Source organism: Amycolatopsis silviterrae (assembly GCF_042684085.1).
GTDB classification, from domain to species: Bacteria; Actinomycetota; Actinomycetes; order Mycobacteriales; family Pseudonocardiaceae; genus Amycolatopsis; species Amycolatopsis silviterrae.
In genome coordinates this window covers 25,043-41,547 of sequence record NZ_JBHUKS010000041.1, presented here as the reverse complement: position 1 = coordinate 41,547, position 16,505 = coordinate 25,043, and the positions used below count along the sequence as shown (strand labels likewise).

Annotated in this window: 15 protein-coding genes and 1 riboswitch; of the genes, 4 read left to right on the top strand and 11 right to left on the bottom strand. The window is 70.0% G+C overall.

The genetic code is table 11. From position 1 onward, the window contains the following. Window positions 1-36: 36 nt before the first annotated feature. From ACFSVL_RS45635 to ACFSVL_RS45620, 4 genes are read right to left on the bottom strand one after another with little or no spacing between them, the layout of a single operon-like run. Window positions 37-1,110 (bottom strand): hypothetical protein, encoded by a 1,074-nt coding sequence (locus ACFSVL_RS45635; RefSeq protein WP_378314272.1) that lies wholly within the window; start codon window positions 1,108-1,110, stop codon window positions 37-39. Between the two features lie 13 nt (window positions 1,111-1,123). Next, the gene (locus tag ACFSVL_RS45630; RefSeq protein WP_378314270.1) at window positions 1,124-1,942 is read right to left on the bottom strand and encodes a heme ABC transporter ATP-binding protein; all 819 of its coding nucleotides are present in this window, start codon (window positions 1,940-1,942) and stop codon (window positions 1,124-1,126) included. Further along, window positions 1,939-3,030 (bottom strand): FecCD family ABC transporter permease, encoded by a 1,092-nt coding sequence (locus tag ACFSVL_RS45625; RefSeq protein ID WP_378314268.1) that lies wholly within the window; start codon window positions 3,028-3,030, stop codon window positions 1,939-1,941. The genes ACFSVL_RS45630 and ACFSVL_RS45625 overlap by 4 nt, the downstream gene beginning before the upstream one ends. After that, on the bottom strand, window positions 3,027-4,142 hold the full coding sequence (locus tag ACFSVL_RS45620) for a heme/hemin ABC transporter substrate-binding protein (protein ID WP_378314266.1): 1,116 nt from the start codon (window positions 4,140-4,142) through the stop codon (window positions 3,027-3,029). The genes ACFSVL_RS45625 and ACFSVL_RS45620 overlap by 4 nt, the downstream gene beginning before the upstream one ends. A 214-nt stretch (window positions 4,143-4,356) precedes the next feature. Between ACFSVL_RS45620 and ACFSVL_RS45615 the strand changes: the two genes are divergently transcribed. After that, window positions 4,357-4,920 carry a hypothetical protein gene (locus ACFSVL_RS45615; protein WP_378314264.1) on the top strand — a complete coding sequence of 188 codons (564 nt, stop codon included), beginning with the start codon at window positions 4,357-4,359 and terminating at the stop codon, window positions 4,918-4,920. A gap of 158 nt (window positions 4,921-5,078) precedes the next feature. On the opposite strand, the gene ACFSVL_RS45610 is transcribed toward ACFSVL_RS45615, so the two are convergent. From ACFSVL_RS45610 to ACFSVL_RS45580, 7 genes are all read right to left on the bottom strand, one after another. After that, the gene (locus tag ACFSVL_RS45610) at window positions 5,079-5,576 is read right to left on the bottom strand and encodes an NUDIX domain-containing protein (RefSeq protein WP_378314262.1); all 498 of its coding nucleotides are present in this window, start codon (window positions 5,574-5,576) and stop codon (window positions 5,079-5,081) included. An 87-nt stretch (window positions 5,577-5,663) separates the two neighbouring features. Beyond that, window positions 5,664-6,437 (bottom strand): enoyl-CoA hydratase, encoded by a 774-nt coding sequence (locus ACFSVL_RS45605; protein ID WP_378314261.1) that lies wholly within the window; start codon window positions 6,435-6,437, stop codon window positions 5,664-5,666. Next, entirely contained in the window at window positions 6,434-7,318 is an 885-nt protein-coding gene (gene mmsB / locus ACFSVL_RS45600; protein ID WP_378314260.1) for a 3-hydroxyisobutyrate dehydrogenase, read from the bottom strand. Before mmsB ends, ACFSVL_RS45605 begins: the two co-directional genes overlap by 4 nt. Then, the gene (locus ACFSVL_RS45595) at window positions 7,318-8,352 is read right to left on the bottom strand and encodes an enoyl-CoA hydratase/isomerase family protein (RefSeq protein WP_378314258.1); all 1,035 of its coding nucleotides are present in this window, start codon (window positions 8,350-8,352) and stop codon (window positions 7,318-7,320) included. The genes mmsB and ACFSVL_RS45595 overlap by 1 nt, the downstream gene beginning before the upstream one ends. Next, a complete protein-coding gene (locus ACFSVL_RS45590) occupies window positions 8,349-9,488 on the bottom strand; it encodes an acyl-CoA dehydrogenase family protein (protein WP_378314256.1) in 1,140 nt (379 codons plus the stop codon). The genes ACFSVL_RS45595 and ACFSVL_RS45590 overlap by 4 nt, the downstream gene beginning before the upstream one ends. 8 nt (window positions 9,489-9,496) lie before the next feature. Next, window positions 9,497-10,996: a CoA-acylating methylmalonate-semialdehyde dehydrogenase gene (locus ACFSVL_RS45585; protein WP_378314254.1), complete on the bottom strand. Its 1,500-nt coding sequence runs from the start codon at window positions 10,994-10,996 to the stop codon at window positions 9,497-9,499. A gap of 177 nt (window positions 10,997-11,173) precedes the next feature. Next, window positions 11,174-11,351, bottom strand: a riboswitch (cobalamin riboswitch). Between the two features lie 72 nt (window positions 11,352-11,423). Beyond that, window positions 11,424-12,824 (bottom strand): short-chain fatty acyl-CoA regulator family protein, encoded by a 1,401-nt coding sequence (locus ACFSVL_RS45580; RefSeq protein ID WP_378314252.1) that lies wholly within the window; start codon window positions 12,822-12,824, stop codon window positions 11,424-11,426. Between the two features lie 152 nt (window positions 12,825-12,976). On the opposite strand from ACFSVL_RS45580, the gene ACFSVL_RS45575 reads away from it, so the two are divergent. The 3 genes from ACFSVL_RS45575 to ACFSVL_RS45565 are packed head-to-tail and all read left to right on the top strand — an operon-like array spanning window position 12,977 to window position 16,499. Further along, complete coding sequence (locus ACFSVL_RS45575; RefSeq protein ID WP_378314250.1) at window positions 12,977-14,458, top strand: MmgE/PrpD family protein; 1,482 nt, start codon at window positions 12,977-12,979, stop codon at window positions 14,456-14,458. Beyond that, the gene (gene prpB, locus ACFSVL_RS45570; RefSeq protein ID WP_378314248.1) at window positions 14,458-15,351 is read left to right on the top strand and encodes a methylisocitrate lyase; all 894 of its coding nucleotides are present in this window, start codon (window positions 14,458-14,460) and stop codon (window positions 15,349-15,351) included. The genes ACFSVL_RS45575 and prpB overlap by 1 nt, the downstream gene beginning before the upstream one ends. A gap of 29 nt (window positions 15,352-15,380) precedes the next feature. Beyond that, entirely contained in the window at window positions 15,381-16,499 is a 1,119-nt protein-coding gene (locus tag ACFSVL_RS45565) for a bifunctional 2-methylcitrate synthase/citrate synthase (protein WP_378314247.1), read from the top strand. Window positions 16,500-16,505 lie beyond the last annotated feature (6 nt).

The following is a 16,505-nucleotide window of genomic DNA, read 5'->3' as shown; positions in this document are numbered from 1 at the left end:
CATCAACTGATTGCCTTTCCTGTGAAGAGAATGCGGTCAGCTGTTCGCGGCAGCGCGGGAGCGCGCCCGCCGCCACAGCAGAAATCCGGCCACGGCCAGCACCAGGACCGCGGCGACGGCGAACACGACGGTCGCCCAGACCGGCCAGCCGCTCGGCTCCGCCGCTGGTGCGGCGTTCTGCGCCACCGCCGCGACCGGAGGTGCGGCGACGGAAAGCTGCGCCGACACCTCGGTCGCCGAAGTCGCTCCGGTGAACGCGATCCGGTGCTCCCCCGGCGGAAGACCGTCCGGGAGCGAAGCGACATAAGCGAATACGCCGTTCGCGTCGGCTTTCGCATCCGGCAGAGAGACCGGATCGGAGTGCAGGACCACGGAGATCCGCTCATTCGGCGCGAATCCGCGGCCGGTGACCGGTACCTTGTCGCCAGCGCGGGCCTCGTGGGTCGCCGCAGTGACTGCCGGTGCGAGTTTCGCCGCGGAGGTCGACGGCGGCGGCGGTGTCGAAGAAGCAGGAGGCGGCGGCGCGGCAGTTTTCGGTGCTGCGGGTTTGCGCGCGCCGGGCACGGCGAACCTGACCGGGGTGAACGTCTCGTTCTCCGGATTGACCACGCCGTGCGCACCGACGGTGATCACCCCGCATTGCACCGTCAAACAGTCCACTGTGGTCACTTTGCCGATGCGGTCGGCGGCCGGGAACCGTGCTCCCGGCACGACCAGCTTGGCCGACCAGGTCCCGTCCGGCGCGATCGTGCCGCCGTTGGCCGCGTAGGCGGTGTCGCCGCCGGGGAAGGCCACGAACCGCTGATAGCCGTTGTTGTCCTTGGTTTCGCTGTCCTGGACGTACCGGTAGGTCGTCCCGGTGGCCCCGCCCTGGCTCGGCCGCCACCGGTCGCCGGCCACGGTGCCGAACAAGACGTAAATCCCGCCGTGGCCCTTGGGAATCGACTGGAAGCCGGTGCCGTGCAGGGTGAGCACGGTCGCGTAGTCGGGATCGGCGGCGGCGGGCGACAGCTGGACGCTCGCGCCCGCCGCCGAGGCCGGGACCGGAACCAGACCGGCCGCCGCGCCGGCGGCGAGCACGGCGACGGCCGCGCGGAGACGGATGCTCATCGGAGTTTTCCCTTCAGTCGCGTCGGGGCAGGACGATCGGTTTGCCGCTGCCGGGATGGGAGACAATCTCGACCGCGCAGCGGTACACCTCGCTCAGCAGTTCCGCCGTGCACACCTGATCAGGCGGCCCGACCGCGGCGAGCTTGCCCTCGTCGAGCACCGCGATCCGGTCGGCGAAGGCCGCCGCGAGCGTCAAGTCGTGCAGCACGAGCACCACTCCGGCGCCGCTGGCCGCTCTCGCGCCGACGAGTCGGAGCACGTCCTCCTGATGGCGCAGGTCCAGCGAAGCGGTCGGCTCGTCCAGCAGCAGCAGTTCCGTGTCCTGTGCGAGGACTCTGGCGAGCGCCACCCGGGCCTGCTCGCCGCCGGACAGCGTGGGATACCGGCGGCCGGCGAGCTCGGCCACATCGGTTTCGGCGAGCACCGCCGCGACGATCTCCTCGTCCCGGTCCTGCGACTCGGTCCCCCGCCAGGGCGCCCGGCCCATCGCGACCACTTCCCCGACGGTGAACGGGAAAGAGAGCGGATTCTGCTGCGGCAGCACGGCCCGGCGACGGGCCAGCTCGACCGTCCGCCACTGGTCCGCCGGCCGCCCGGCGACCGTCGCGGCGCCCGCGTCCGGCGAGAGATCTCCGGCCAGCACGGACAGCAGCGTGGTCTTGCCCGCGCCGTTCGGCCCGACGACCGCGAGTACTTCTCCGGCGCGCGCTTCCAGGTCCACCGCGTCGAGCAGCGCGCGCCCGCCCGCCCGGACGGTAGCCTGCCGCACCGCGGCCAGCGGTTCGACGCGCGGGCCGCGCCGGCCGAGAGGAAGGCGCACGACGGTGCTCATGCCCATCCTCCGGAGCTTTTCCTGGTGCGCAGCAGCAGAACGAAGAAGAACGGCCCGCCGACCAGCGCGGTGAGGATGCCGATCGGGAGGTCGGCGAACGGGAACAGCGTGCGGGCGAGCAGATCGGCCAGCGACAGGAGCACCGCGCCGCCGAGCGCGCTCGCGGGCAGCAGCACCCGGTGTCCCGGACCGGCGATCATCCGGATCAGGTGCGGCACGACCAGCCCCACGAACCCGATGATCCCCGAATACGACACCGCCGCGGACACCGCGACCGCGACCACCAGAACCGCGATCAGCCGCAGCGATTCGACGTTGACGCCGACGTGCCGGGCCTGCCGGTCCCCCAGCGACAACAGGTCGAGCTTGCGCGCCAGCACCAACGCGACGAGCACGCTAGCCACCGCCAGCGGCGCGACCGTGTACACGTACGGCCAGCGGCTCGACGCCATCGAACCCAGCTGCCAGAACACAATCTGCTCGCGCGCGCTCTGGTCGCCGAGGAAGACCAGGAACGCGATCGCCGCCCCAGCCACGGCGTTCACCGCCACTCCGGTCAGGATCAGCGTGACGACCTCGGTCCGGCCCTTCGACCGGGCGAGCAGGTACACGGTCAGCACCGTGGCCAGTCCGGTGGCGAAGGCGAGCGCGGGCGTGGTGAACGTGCCGAGGAAGGTCCAACCGCCCACAATGGACAGACAGGCGCCGACCGCGGCCCCGGACGACACTCCCACCACCCCGGGTTCGGCCAGCGGATTGCCGAAAACGCCCTGCATCAGCGCGCCGCACACGCCCAGCACACCGCCGACGATCAGCGACAGCACCACCCGCGGGAACCGGACCTGCCACAGCGTGCCCTCGGCGTAGCTGTCCATCCCCGCCGGAGCGGAGCCGATCCCGATCCGGTGCAGGATCGAGCCGACCACGTCCGGAACCGGGATCCCGTACTGCCCGGCCGCCGCCGAAACCAGTGCCACCGCGAGCAATCCGGCGACGAGCACGGCGAACAGCACCGTGACCCGCAGCGGACGTCTCCGGCGCCGGGGCTCCGGCAGCACCGCGACGGGTTTCTCCTGGACCGCGCTCATTTCGCCGCCTTGACCGAATCCGGCGCGTAGACCGCGCGGGCCAGCGCGTCGAGCACGGACGCGGTCAACGGGCCGAAGCTGAGGATCTGGTAGTCGCTCATGTCGACGAAGCGGCGCTTCTTCGCGGCCGGGGTCTGCGCGACGCCGGGAATCGTCAGCGCGCCGTCGACGCCGCCGACCGACTCCAGGCCCTTCGTCATCATCAGCACGACATCCGGCCGCGCCCGGCTCAGTGCCTCCGGGTTGATCGGCCGCATGCCGTCGATGCCCGCCTCGGCCGCCACGTCCACGACGCCGAGCGCGGACAGAATCGACTCGACGCCGCTGCCCTTGCCAAACATGTAGTAGACGCCCGCCTGCCCGCGGACGTAGAGGAACGCCACGCGCGGCCGCTTCGCCGGATCCGCGGGGACCAGGTGCGCGATTTCGGCTTTCTTCTGTGCGATCTGGCCGTCGATGCGGTCCGCCAGCTCTTTGCCCGCCGAGGGGACGCCCAGCGCGGCGGCGACGCTGCCGACCAGCTCGCGGGTGTTGTCCATCGAGCGTTTCGAGTCCACCACGACGACCGGCACGTGCGCGTCGCGCAGTTGCAGCACCACGTTCCACGGGCCGATCGACGTGTCGGTGAGCACCACGGTCGGTTTCAGCGCCATGATCGCTTCGCCGTTGAGCTGGTGGCCGTTCGCGGTGATCACCGGGAGCTTTTCCGAACCGGGGAAGCCGGTGGACACGTCCCGGCCGATCACCCGGTCGCCGAGCCCGAGGCCGAACACCGTCGCGGCGAGCGTTCCGGACATGTCGAACGCCAGGATCCGGCTCGCGTCGGAGACCGTCACCTTCGTTCCCTGGAAATCCGTGACTGTCACCGGAAGCGCGGGCTTCGGTTTCGGTGACACCGGCTGGATGTCCGGCTGTGCCACGACGGCGGTGGTCGGGCCGGTGTAGCCGCGGGGGTCGGCAAGCGGTTTCACCTGTGCCAACGGCGTTTGGCCCGGCACCGCCGCGGGGACTTGCGGCGGTGCCGCCCCCTGCCCGCCGCAAGCGGTCACGACGAGTGCCGCGCACACCCCCGCGGCCCATCTCCCGGACCGGACGACTCGACTCCAGCGCACCGCGCTCCTCCCCTTCGGCAAGCCGGTCGCGCGATTGAGGCGACCCTCACTTCAAGTTGTTAGGTTAGGCTTACCATATCGAGTGAGTTTTGGGTAAGCTGCCGGTGTTCCTGATTTCGGAGCGTGTTCCTCAGCGCTTCTCGTGTCCCCCGAACGGATTTCTCCCCACCCGACAGCGGTCTCGGTATTCCACGGAACTAAGGAGCACTTCCCGATGTCCCAGCACATCTCCCCGGCAGACCGCTCAGCCGCCGCCCAGACCCGCAGCAAGCGGCAGAGACGCGCCGTGCTCGGCCTGGTGCCGGCCGCGGTCGTCGGCCTGCTGCTCGGCGCCGCGGGAGCCGCGTCGGCCGCTTCCGGCACCGCGACCCACAATGGGCACACGCTCACCGCGTCCAACGCCACCGGCCTCGCCGCAGCCGGGGAAACGATCACCGTCACCGGTTCCGGCTACGACCCGGCGAAGGGCTACTACCTCGCGCTGTGCCAGGTCCCCGACGACTACAGCTACGGCCAGGTCCCGAGCCCGTGCGCCGGCGGCGACGGCCAGGGCAGCACCGGCGTCGGACCGTCCGCGTGGGTGACGAACAGCCCGGTCGGCGGCAGCGCCTCGACCCCGATCGACTCCAGCGGCGGCTTCAGCGCGCAGATCCAGGTCAAGCAGACCAGCGCCAATCTCGACTGCGCGACCGTGACGTGCGCCGTCGTCAGCCGGCGTGACCACCTCGGGTCCGCCGACCGCTCCTTCGACGTGTTCGTCCCCGTCTCGTTCAGCTGACCGGCGGCAGCGGGTGCCGTCCGGCGCACAGCCGGGCGGCGCCCGTTTTTCCTTCGGCCGCCGATGAATTCGACTGTTGTGGCATCCCGGGCAGGGAACGGCCGAAGGCCGGACCAACAGCGACGCCTACGGTGTCAAAGTCGCCCTGCCGAATGGGGTCAGCCCACCAGCGTGGTGGCAGAAGGCTTGTTAGTCATACCGGAGCCTTGCCTCTCCGCAGCCACCGTGTGCGGTCGAGTTCGTGTGACGCTTGGGCAGTGCCGTCCGCGACGGGACGTTCGCAACGGTCGTACCCAAGGCGTGCGGCAATTCGGGCGAGGCAGCGTCGTATGGATCACGTCGGCTGTCGTCCAGTTTGCGACGGCTGCGTGACCTCTGAAGCCAGGTGTCCTGTTCGTCGGCCAACGGAAGCGGCGGAGGCGGCAGACGAAGATCATGCCGATGTCGCTGCCGGTCTCCTCAACGCGGTGCATCCATTCATCGGATGTGTCGTCGGGTGCCAGGAGGTGGAAATAGGTGGTGTGGCGCGGTTGTCCGGTCTCTGGATGGGGTTGGTCTTCGGCCGTCAACGCCCCGACGACCGTGGCGCTGGTCAGCCCTGTTTCCTCCGTGAATTCTCGCAGCACCGCCGTCGGGAGGTCCTCGTTGACATTCACTCCTCCGGCTGGGATTTGTTGCCGATTTCGGGGACGTCGATGTGTTCGAAGATCAGTAGTTCGGGTCCGCGGCCCACGCGGGCAAGTTCAGGCATGGCGGAACTCCGCCGTGCGCTTCTCCACGAACGCCGCCATCCCCTCTTTCTGGTCGTGTGTCGCGAACAACGCGTGGAACACCCTGCGCTCGAACAGGACGCCTTCGGCCAGCGTGGACTCGAAGACCCGGTTCACCGCCTCCTTGGCGGTGGTCGCGGCGATGAAGGACATCGAGCCGATCTTCTCGGCGACCGCGACCGCCTCGGTGAGCAGATCGGCCGCGGGAACCACCCGGGACACGAGTCCGGCGCGTTCGGCTTCCTCGGCTTTCATGGTGCGACCCGTGAGGATCAGGTCCATTGCCTTCGCCTTGCCGATCGCGCGGGTCAGCCGCTGCGAACCGCCCATGCCGGGGATGACGCCGAGGGTGATTTCGGGCTGGCCGAAGCGCGCGGTGTCCGCGGCGAGGAGCAGGTCGCACATCATCGCGAGTTCGCAGCCGCCGCCCAGCGCGTGCCCGGCGACCGCGGCGATCAGCGGCGTGCGGACGCGGGTGAGCGCGTCCCAGCCGGCGAACCAGTCCTCGGCGTGCATTTCGCTGTACGTGCGCGGGGCCATTTCCTTGATGTCCGCGCCGGCGGCGAATGCCCGGTCCGAACCGGTGAGCACGATCGCGCCGACGTCGTCGGACCGGTCCAGGTCGGCGGCCACGGCGGTGAGTTCGCGCATGGTCTGCAGGTTCAGCGCGTTCAGCGCCTTCGGGCGGTTGAGCGTGATCCGTGCGACGCGCGGGGCCGGACGGTCGACGGTGATGGTCTCGGTCATGCGGTTCCGTTCTCCCGGAGGGTGGTGACGATGGCGGAGAAATCGCGGCCGGGGCCGTCTTCGGCGACGAACTCGGCGTAGAGGTCGGTCGCGTGTTCGCCCAGTGCGGTGCGGACGCCGGCGGTCTCGGCGGCGGCTTGGGCCAGGCGCAGGTCTTTCAGCATCAGTCCGCTGGCGAAGCCGCCTTCGTACCCGCGGTTGGCCGGGCTGGCCGGGACCGGGCCGGGCACCGGGCAGTTGGTGGTGAGCGCCCAGCATTGTCCGGACGCGGTCGAGGCGACGTCGAACAGCGCCTGGTCGGTGAGCCCCAATGCCTGGCCGAGCGCGAACGCCTCGCTCACCGCGATCATCGACACGCCGAGGATCATGTTGTTGCAGATCTTCGCCGCCTGCCCGGCCCCGGAGCCTCCGCAGTGGACGAACTTCGCGCCCATCCGGTGCAGGTACGGTTCCGCGGCGATGAAGGCCTCGGACCGGCCGCCGACCATGAACGTCAGCGTGCCCGCCGTCGCACCGACCACCCCGCCCGACACGGGAGCGTCAACGGCCTGGTGCCCCGCGGCGACAGCCAGTTCGGCGGCGGCCCGCGCGTCGGCGACCTCGATGGTCGAACAGTCGAGGAACAACATGTCCGGCCGCGCCAGCGGGACGATCTCGCGGTACAGGTCGAGGACGTGCTTTCCGCTGGGCAGCATGGTGATCACCACCTGTGCCTCGGCGACCGCGGCCGCAGGCGAGTCCACAACGGACACTCCGGCTTTCGCCGCCATGCCCGCCGCTTCCGGGGCCGGGTCGTAGCCGAGCACCGCCTCCCCCGCATTGACGAGGTTGGCCGCCATCGGCCCGCCCATGTTGCCCAGGCCCAGAAATGCCACGGCCATCAGTTCCGCACCCCCGTCAGCTCGGCGTCGCCGAGATCGGCGAAGTAGGAATCGACCAGCTCGTCGGGCACTTCGGCCACTGTGGACGGTGACCAGCGCGGCATCCGGTCCTTGTCGATGATCTGCGCTCGCACGCCCTCGACCAGTTCCGCCGACGCGAGCGCGCGGTGCGAGATCCGGTATTCCTGCCGCAGCGCGCTTTCCAGATCCGGCAGCGCAGCGGCCGTGCGCAGTGCCCGGAGGGCGACCTTGAGCGCCGTCGGCGACTTGCCTTCGATCTCCTCGGCGGCCGCGACCGCCGCGTCTCCCCCCTCGCGAAGCCGGATGAGGATCTCTTCGACGGTGTCCGGCGCGTAGCAGTGGTCGATCCACTCCTGTGCGGCGGCCAGCGGGCTCGGCGGCGGGGTTTCCGCGACCAGGTCCAGCGCGGCGTCCGGGGTGCGGGTGGCCAAGGCGTCGTAGAGGTCCGGGAGACGGTCGGCCGGGACGTACCGGTCGGCGAGCCCGCAGTGGATCGCGTCGGCGCCGGGCAGGTGCGCGGCGGTGAGCGCGGCGTGCGTGCCGAGCTGCCCCGGGGCTCGCGACAGCAGCCAGGTGCCGCCGACATCGGGCACGAACCCGATCCCGGTCTCGGGCATGGCGACGCGGGATCGGTCTGTGACGACGCGGTGGCTGCCGTGCGTGGAGATCCCGACGCCGCCGCCCATGACGAGGCCGTCCATGATCGCGACGTAGGGCTTGGGGTATCGGCCGATCATCGCGTTCAGCCGGTATTCGTCGGCCCAGAACTCCAGCGAGGCGGTGCCGCCGGAGCGGGCGTCCTCGTAGATGGACCGGATGTCGCCGCCCGCGCACAGGCCCCGTTCGCCCGCGCCGTCGACCACGACCGCCCGCACACCCGGATCGTCGCGCCACTTCTCCAGGTGCTGGGAAATCGCGCGGACCATGCCGTGGTTCAAGGCGTTCAGGGCGCGCGGCCGGTTCAGGGTGATCCGGCCGAGCCCGCTGTGGACGATGAACTCGACGTCGCTCATGCCGCCTCCTGCAACATCCGGCGGGAGATGATGACCCGCATGATTTCGTTGGTCCCTTCGAGGATCTGGTGCACGCGCAAGTCGCGGACGATCTTCTCCACGCCGTATTCGGCGAGGTAGCCGTATCCTCCGTGCAGTTGCAGCGCTTCGTTGGCGATCTCGAACCCGGTGTCGGTGCAGAACCGTTTCGCCATCGCCGACAACGCCGTCGCGTCCTGATCTCCGCGGTCGTAAGCGTCCGCCGCACGCCACAGCAAAGTGCGCCCGGCCTCCAAGCCAGTACGCATGTCGGCGAGCCGGAACTGCAACGCCTGCGCGTCCGACAGCGGCCTGCCGAACGCGGTCCGCTCGGTCAGATGGCGCACCGTTTTGGTCAACGCGGCGTCCGCGCCGCCGAGCGAGCAGGCGGCGATGTTGAGCCGTCCACCGTCCAAAGCGGACATCGCCACCCGGAATCCGCCGCCTTCCTCGCCGAGCAGCGCCGTGACCGGCACCCGGACGCCGTCGAAGACGACCTGCCGGGTCGGCTGCGCGTTCCAGCCCATCTTGGCTTCGTTGGCGCCGAAGGAAAGCCCCGGCGTCTCCCGCTCCACGACGAACGCCGAGATCCCGCCCGCGCCGGGGCCGCCGGTGCGGGCCAGCGCTACGTACACCTCGGAAGCGCCCGCGCCGGAGATGAACTGTTTCACGCCGTCCAGCACGTACTCGTCGCCGTCGCGGCGCGCGCGGGTGGCCAGCGCCGCCGCGTCCGAACCGGCACCCGGTTCGGTCAGGCAGTAGCTGCCCAGAGATTCCATAGTGGACATCCGCGGCAGGTAACGGCCACGCTGCCGGTCGTCGCCGAAGCGGTCGATCATCGCGGCGACCATGTTGTGGATGGACACATAGCCCGCGATCGACGGGCATCCGGTGGCCAGCGCCTCGAACACCAGCACTCCGTCGAGTCGGCCCAGCGCGGAGCCGCCGACATCCTCGGGCAAGTACAGCCCGCCGAGGCCGAGTTCGGCCGCTTTCCGCAGCACGTCGACCGGAAAATGCTTGTCCCGGTCCCATTCCAGCGCGTGCGGCGCAAGGTGCTCGGCGGCGAATTCCGCCGCCGTGTCGCGCAGCGCGCGCTGCTCGTCGGTGAGATGCACGGCGCGCCTCAGTCCATCGTCGGGATGACGAAGCTCGCGTTTTCCTTGGCCCCGGAGGGCCAGCGCGAGGTGACGGTCTTGGTCTTGGTGTAGAACCGCACCGAATCCGGGCCGTGCTGGTTCAGGTCGCCGAAGCCGGACCGCTTCCAGCCGCCGAAGGTGTGGTAGGCGATCGGCACCGGGATCGGCACGTTCACGCCGACCATGCCGGTGTCCACGCGCGCGGTGAAGTCGCGGGCGGTGTCGCCGTCGCGGGTGAAGATCGCGACGCCGTTGCCGTATTCGTGCTCGCTCGGCAACCGCAATGCCTCCTCGTAGTCGGCCGCGCGCACCACCGCGAGCACCGGGCCGAAGATCTCCTCGCGGTAAATCCGCATCTCCGGCGTCACCTTGTCGAACAGGCAGCCGCCGAGGAAGAACCCGTTCTCGTGCCCTTCGACCACGACATCCCGGCCGTCCACCACCAGCTCCGCGCCCTCGGCGACGCCGACGTCCACGTAGTCCCGCACCCGCTGCACCGCGGCCGCGCTGACCAGCGGCCCGAAGTCGGCGGTCTCATCCAGCCCGGCCCCGACTTTGAGCGTCCTCACCCTCGCGGCCAGCCGCTCCACCAGCGCGTCCGCTGTCGCTTCGCCGACCGGCACCGCGACCGAGATCGCCATGCAGCGCTCCCCCGCCGAGCCATAGCCCGCGCCGACGAGCGCTTCCACGACCTGGTCGAGGTCGGCGTCCGGCATCACGATCATGTGGTTCTTCGCGCCGCCGAAGCACTGCGCCCGCTTGCCGTGGTCCGCGGCCCGCGAATACACGTACTGCGCAATGTCCGACGAGCCCACGAAGCCGACCGCCTCGACCCGCGGATCGGTGAGCAGCGCGTCAACCGCTTCCTTGTCGCCGTTCACCACCGAGAACACGCCCGGCGGCAGACCCGCTTCCAGAAACAGTTCCGCGAGCCGCAACGGCACCGACGGGTCGCGCTCGGACGGTTTGAGCACGAACGCGTTGCCGCACGCCAGCGCTGGCCCGGCCTTCCACAGCGGGATCATCGCCGGGAAGTTGAACGGCGTGATCCCGGCGACGACACCGAGCGGCTGGCGCATCGAGTACACGTCGATCCCGGTCCCGGCGCTGTCGCTGAACTCGCCCTTGAGCAGGTGCGGGATGCCGATCGCGAACTCCACGACCTCCAGCCCGCGCTGGATGTCGCCGCGCGCGTCGGCGACGGTTTTGCCGTGCTCGGACGACAGCAGCCGCGCCAGGCTGTCCTCCTCCGCGCGAACCAGGTCGACGAACCGCATCAGCACGCGCGCACGGCGCTGCGGATTCCATCGCGCCCACTCGCGCTGCGCCTCGGCGGCAACGCCGACCGCGGCGGCGACCTCTGCCGCTGAGGCCAGCGGGACCCGCGCCTGCACGGCACCGGAGCTGGGGTCGTAGACCTCGGCGAACCGTCCGGACGTGCCAGGAACCGGTTTGCCGCCGACGAAATGCGTGAGTTCACCAGTCACAACGAAGCCTTTCGGAAAGAGCGCAGGAGAGAGCTGCCGCACGGAAACCACGCGGCGCGACAAGCACCGGATCCCGCCGCGGCGGGACGACGGCGCGGACCTACCGCAGCGGCGGCGGGTCGGCGTCTTTCACGCAGGCAGGGGTCAGCCACATGCGTTCTGCTCCATCCTCGTGGACGAACACGGACGTCCACGGCCGGTATCCTGGCTCCCGGATCTGCCCCGTCCCGGCCTTCCCGGCTCTCGCCAGTGGCCTTGTCCCGCGTGGGACGGCACTCCCCGGTCACAGTGGCGGGACCGCGCCGGATTCGCACCGGCTTCCCTGCACCGTGGACCTGTGGACACCATAAAGTAGGAAGTCCGACTATGTCGAGAGTGGCGCACCCCTCATCCGGGCGACGGCCGAAGCACTACGCTGCCCGCGCTCTCACTCCAGCGGCGGGTACGGCAGCAGACTGCTCTCGTGGTCGGCCACCCGCATCCGGCGGCCGATCGCCGGGAACGCGCGCTGCGGGCACGCCGGGCGCTCGCACACCTTGCAGCCCATGCCGATCGGGGTCACCGCCGCGTCCTTGCCGAGCGCCAACCCATCGGAGTACACGAGGCGGCTCGCGTGCCGCAGCTCGCAGCCCAGGCCGATCGCGAACGTCTTGCCCGGCTCGCCGTGCCCGCCCGCCTCCCGGGTGACCGTGCGGGCCAGCCAGAAGTACTTCTTGCCGTCCGGCAGTTCGGCGATCTGCGTGACGATCCGGCCCGGCGAGGCGAACGCCTCGTAGACGATCCACAACGGACACGAGCCGCCGGCGCGGGAGAAGTGAAATCCGGTGGCCGACTGGCGTTTCGACACGTTGCCCGCGCGATCGACCCGGACGAACGAGAACGGCACCCCGCGCGCGCCGCGCCGCTGCAAGGTGGACAGCCGGTGGCATACGGTCTCGAAGCCGACGCCGAACTCGCCGGACAGGAGCGTCACGTCGTAGCGAAGTCGTTCTGCCGCACCGAGAAACGCCCGGTAGGGCAACACCAGCGCGCCCGCGTAGTAGTTGGCGAGGCCGATCCGCAGCAGCCGCCGCGCGGTCTCGTCGGCGAAGCCGCTGCCGTGCGCGAGCCGGTCGATCGCGCCGCCCGCTTCGAGCATCGCCAGCTCGGACCCCAGCCGGAACGCGGCCTGTCCCGGCCGCAGCATCGGCGACAGCCGCAGCACCTTCCGCCAGCGGTCGAAGAAGTGTTGCCCGGCACCGAGGTTTTCGGCGACCACTCGGACCCCATGCCGGTCCTTCAGCGCGGCGACCAGTCCCGCGCGCACTTCCCCGGGATGCAGCCGCAGCTCCGCCGCGAGGCCTTCCGCGGCCTGGTCGAGCGCGGCGACGTGGTTGTTGCGGGCGTAGAACCAGTCGCGCACCTGCTCGTGCGGCTGCTGCACCGAGGCGCGGTCCATCCCTTGCTCCGCGGTGAGCGCGGCGATGTTCTCGACGGCTTCGCGGTAGCGCCGGTGCAACGCGACCATCGTGCGGGCGACGCCGGGCAATTGCGTGGTCAGTTCGTCCACTTCGGCCGGCGAGATCGCACCGTCGACCGTGTCGTCGGCGAACACCTCGCGCACGTCCGCGACCAGACGGGCGGTGTCCTGCGGCGCGAAGAACTCGGCGTCGACGCCGAAGTGCTCGGTGAGCTTCAGCAGCACCGGCAGGGTCAGCGGACGGCCGTTGTGTTCCAGCTGGTTCACGTAGCTCGGCGAGATCTCCAGCAGCCTCGCCAGGTCCGACTGGGACAGCGACCGGTCCTCGCGCAGCTGCCGCAGCCTCGCCCCGGCGTACATCTTCTCCACAAACGGACTTTAACAACTGTTACAAGAATCGGGCCAGCCTTCACAACACTTCACCGGCCGCAGGACTGGCCGGGCGCACCCGCGAGTGCCACGCTGACGGTCAAGCATCACAACGTTCACAGCAGCGGGTTCACCAGTCACGAAGGAAAGCGATGATCGACCACACCGTCCGCACCTACCGTTCCGCCGAGCCGCTGCCCAGGGAGGAACAGCTCGCCTGGAAACTCGCCGCGGTCGCCACCGACCCGGTGCCGGTGCTGCCCGAGGTCGCCGAGATGGTGGTCAACCGGGTGCTCGACAACGCCGCGGTCGCCGCCGCCTCGTTGTCCCGGCGGCCGGTGTCCGCCGCGCGCGACCAGGCGCTCGCCCATCCGGCCAGTCCCGGCGCGACCGTGTTCGGCGTCGCCGGTCGCTACTCCCCGGAATGGGCCGCGTGGGCCAACGGCGTCGCCGTGCGGGAACTGGACTACCACGACACCTTCCTCGCCGCCGACTACTCGCATCCGGGCGACAACATCCCGCCGATCCTCGCCGTCGCACAGCACGCCAGGCGCTCCGGGGCCGATGTGGTCCGCGGGATCGCCGCCGGGTACGAGCTGCAGGTCGACCTCGTCCGCGGGATCTGCCTGCACGAGCACAAGATCGACCACATCGCGCACCTCGGCCCGTCGGTCGCGGGCGGAGTCGGCGCGCTGCTGCGGCTGGACACCGAAACCGTGTACCAGGCGATCGGCCAGGCGCTGCACACCACGACGACCACCCGCCAGTCCCGCAAGGGCGAGATCTCGTCCTGGAAGGCGTACGCCCCCGCGTTCGCCGGGAAGACCGCGATCGAGGCGGTCGACCGGGCACTGCGCGGCGAGGGCGCGCCGAGCCCGATCTACGAGGGCGAGGACGGTTTCCTCGCGTGGCTGCTCGGCGGCCCGGAAGCCCGGTACACGGTGCCTCTGCCCGCCCCGGGCGAGGCCAAGCGGTCCATTTTGGACACCTACACGAAGGAACATTCAGCGGAGTACCAAAGCCAGGCGCTGATCGACCTCGCCCGCAGGCTCGGCCCGCGGATCGGCGAGCTGGGCAAGATGGAGCGAATCGTGATCCGCACGAGCCACCACACCCATTACGTGATCGGCTCCGGCGCGAACGACCCGCAGAAGTACGATCCGAACGCGAGTCGCGAAACGCTCGACCATTCCATTCCGTACATCTTCGCGGTCGCCTTGCAGGACGGCGGCTGGCACCACGAGAGGTCTTACGACCGGGAACGCGCGACCCGCCCGGACACCGTGGAGCTGTGGCACAAAGTGTCCACTGTGGAGGATCCGGAGTGGACCCGGCGCTACCACGCGCCGGAACCGGCGTTCGGCGGACGCGTCGAGGTCACCCTCGCCGACGGGACCACGATCGCCGACGAGATCGCCGTCGCCGACGCCCATCCGGCGGGCGCTCATCCGTTCACCCGCGAGCAGTACGTGGCGAAGTTCCGCACTCTCGCCGACGGCGTGATCGCACCGGCCGACCAGGACCGGTTCCTCGACACCGTCAGCCGACTGCCCGAACTGGACACCGCCGAAGTCCGCGAACTCACGCTGCCCGCATCGATCGACGCGACCCCGAAGACGAAGGGGATTTTCTGATGCTCCACGCCACGCCCTCCGCCGCGGAGAAACGCGCCGGTTTCCGCGAGGCCCTCGGCTCGGGGCGGCTGCTGCGCCTCCCCGGCGCTTTCAACCCGCTCAGCGCGAAGCTGATCGAACGGCGCGGCTTCGACGGCGTCTACATCTCCGGCGCGGTGCTGTCGGCCGACCTCGGCCTGCCCGACATCGGCCTCACCACGAGCACCGAGGTGGCCGGGCGCGCGCAGCAGATCTCGCGGGTCACCGCGCTGCCGACGCTGGTCGACGCGGACACCGGGTTCGGCGAGCCGATGAACGCCGCGCGCACCGTCCAGCTGCTGGAGGACGCCGGGGTCGCCGGGATGCATCTGGAGGACCAGGTCAACCCGAAGCGGTGCGGCCACCTCGACGGCAAGGACGTGGTCGACCGCCACACCGCGGTGAAGCGGATCAAAGCCGCCGTCGACGCGCGCCGCGACCCGAACTTCGTCATCGCCGCCCGCACTGACGCGAAAGCCGTGCACGGCATGGACGAGGCGATCGTCCGCGCCAAGGAATTCGCCGACGCGGGCGCGGACCTGCTGTTCCCGGAGGCGATGGCCGACGCCGCCGATTTCGAACGGCTCCGCCAGGCCGTCGACATCCCGATCCTCGCGAACATGACCGAATTCGGGAAAAGCGAACTGCTCGACGCGAAGACCCTCGCATCGGCGGGCGTCAACGTCGTCATCTACCCGGTCACCTTGCTGCGGCTGGCCATGCACGCCGCGGACACCGGCCTGCGCACCATCGCCGAACAAGGCAGCCAGGCGTCGCTGCTCGGTTCGATGCAGCACCGCCGCGACCTGTACGAACTTCTCGACTATTCCGAATACAACGCATTCGACGAAAGCGTTTTCGACTTCCGCGTCTGACCGGCGCGCATTCCGTCAAGGGGACACCTATGCCTGCACCCGCTATCCACAAAGGACTCGCCGGCGTCGTCGTCGACACCACCGCGGTCTCGATGGTCAACCCGGACACCAACTCGCTCACCTACCGCGGCTACCCGGTCCAGGACCTCGCCGCACAGTGCAGCTTCGAGGAAGTCGCGTACCTCCTCTGGCATGGCGAACTCCCGACGGCGGACCAGCTGGCCGAGCAGAACGCGATCGAGCGCGCGCATCGCATCCTTCCGCACGATCTCGTCCTCACCCTGCTCGCCCTGCCCGAGTCCGCGCACCCGATGGACACGCTGCGCACCGCGGTGAGCATCCTCGGCGCGAACGACCCGGACGAGGACGACAACAGTCCGGCCGCCAACCAGGCCAAGGCGCTCCGGCTGTTCGCCGCGCTGCCGTCGGTCGTCGCGCTCACCCAGCGCCGCCGTCGAGGACTTCTTCCGCTCAAGCCGCGTGACGACCTGGGTTACGCCGAGAACTTCCTCTACCTGGCACTGGGTTCGGTGCCGGAACCGGCGATCGTGCGCGCGTTCGAGGCCTCGTTGGTGCTTTACGCCGAACACAGTTTCAACGCCTCCACCTTCACCTCGCGCGTGGTCACCTCGACTCTGTCCGATTTGTACAGTGCGGTGACCGCCGCGATCGGCGCGCTGAAAGGACCGCTGCACGGCGGCGCCAACGAAGCCGTGATGGAGACCTTCGAGCAAATCGGGTCCGCGGACAACGCCGCGAACTGGCTCGAGGCGGCGCTCGCGGAGAAACGCAAGATCATGGGTTTCGGCCACCGCGTGTACAAGAAGGGCGACTCGCGCGTCCCGACCATGCGCCAGGCGCTGCAGGTCGTCGCGGAACTCCGCGACGGGCACCGGCTGCTGGACCTCTACGAGGCTCTCGCGCGGGCGATGCACGCGAAGAAGGGGCTGCACCCGAACCTCGACTACCCGGCCGGACCGGCGTATCACCTCATGGGTTTCGACACCCCGGTGTTCACGCCGATCTTCGTGGCCGCCCGCATCACCGGCTGGACGGCGCACATCACCGAGCAGCTCGCGGCGAACAGCCTCATCCGGCCGTCCAGCACGTACAGCGGCCCAGCCCAGCGCGCCGTCGCCCGCGCCTGACCAGGG